We start from the raw sequence: 1265 nt of genomic DNA, 5'->3' as shown, positions 1-1265 counted from the left end.
CCATCGACCGGACCACCTACAAGGCCACCATCAGCATCAACATGCTCACAACCGACCCTTGACACGGCCCAGACCGCCCTAACTGAACGGCGTTGGTACTAGATCTGGACGCTGACGCGGATCAAGACGCTGATCGGGCGCCGGTTCCACAAGAGCATGTCCTTCTCGGCCATCGCGAAGATGCTGCACCGGCACGGCTTCAGCCACCAGGTCCCCGCCCGCCGCGCTCTGGAGCGCAACGAGGAGGCCGTCACCGGCTGGGTGAAGGAGACCTGGCCCCACGTGGAAACACCGCGGCGGTGCTCGGGGCCTGGCTGTGCTTCGAAGACGAAGCCGGCTTCTCGATGACGCCGCCCACCACGCGAACCTGGGCCCAGCGCGGTCACACACCCCTCATCCGCGTGCGGGGACGCTCCCAGCGCCGCTTCTCCATCGCGGCCCTGGCCTGCTACAAGCCGGGCGAACGCTCACGCCTGATCTACCGGCCCAAGCGGCACGTCGATCACAAGCGGGGCGGCAGACGCAGTTTCACCTGGACCGATTACCGCGACCTGCTCATCGCCGCCCACCAGCAGCTCGGTGCCCCCATTGTGCTCGTCTGGGACAACCTGAACGTCCACAAGGACGCCCGGCTGAGAGCGTTCATCGACGCTCACGACTGGATCACCTGCTACTTTCTGCCGGCCTACGCCCCCGACCTCAACCCGGTCGAGGGCCTCTGGTCACTGCTACGACGCAGCAGCCAGGCCAACACCGCCTTCACCGGCCCAGACCACCTGATGCGCACCCTCCGGCATGGCCTGCGCCAGATCCAGTACCGCAGCAACCTCATCGACGGATGCCTCGCCGAAACCGGCCTCACCTTGACGACACCACGCCAACAAGCTCAGTAACTGCCAGCGCGGGTGCCAACTGCTCCCAGTGGGCCCCTGCCTCCCGGGCATCGTTCACCGCCCGCGCCTGGTGCGGTTTCGCTCTGCTCCCTCAGGTACTCCCACAACCGAACCCGCTTCAGGGCCGCTGCCCGCCGCGCTTCCGGGAGCTGGGCACGCAGCGCGTCCGAGTGCTTCTCCGCATACAGCAGCGCTCCGTACAACTCGTTGTCGGCCGGCATGCGCTCGACGTCCGGGTCCTCGGCATTCTCATGGATCTGCCTCAGGGTCATGTCCCCTGTAGTGGTGTAGCCGTGTCGGGTTGATCTTCAGCTGGATAGATCTTGTCCATGCTGCCTTCGGGGAGGTAGCGGCGGGGGAAGGCGATCCATT

Annotated in this window: 2 protein-coding genes; both read left to right on the top strand. The window is 66.0% G+C overall.

Annotated elements, in window-relative coordinates; genetic code table 11:
• Positions 1 to 156 precede the first annotated feature (156 nt).
• On the top strand, positions 157 to 348 hold the full coding sequence (locus tag ACFC02_RS42715; RefSeq protein ID WP_376368459.1) for a winged helix-turn-helix domain-containing protein: 192 nt from the start codon (positions 157 to 159) through the stop codon (positions 346 to 348).
• Positions 345 to 893, top strand: coding sequence for a transposase (locus ACFC02_RS42710; RefSeq protein WP_376368457.1), 549 nt, complete (start codon positions 345 to 347; stop codon positions 891 to 893). Before ACFC02_RS42715 ends, ACFC02_RS42710 begins: the two co-directional genes overlap by 4 nt.
• The last annotated feature ends 372 nt before the right edge of the window (positions 894 to 1265 follow it).

Origin of the sequence: Streptomyces sp. NPDC056160 (assembly GCF_042268205.1) — a bacterium.
GTDB lineage: Bacteria > Actinomycetota > Actinomycetes > Streptomycetales > Streptomycetaceae > Streptomyces.
Note: the sequence above shows the minus strand (reverse complement) of the source record. Positions and strands in the feature narration are given on the sequence as shown.

Bases quoted from the DNA above. Each gene is read 5' to 3' on its own strand.
- ACFC02_RS42710 (WP_376368457.1), top strand. From the start codon at position 345: ATGACGCCGCCCACCACGCGAACCTGGGCCCAGCGCGGTCACACACCC.
- ACFC02_RS42715 (WP_376368459.1), top strand. From the start codon at position 157: ATGTCCTTCTCGGCCATCGCGAAGATGCTGCACCGGCACGGCTTCAGC.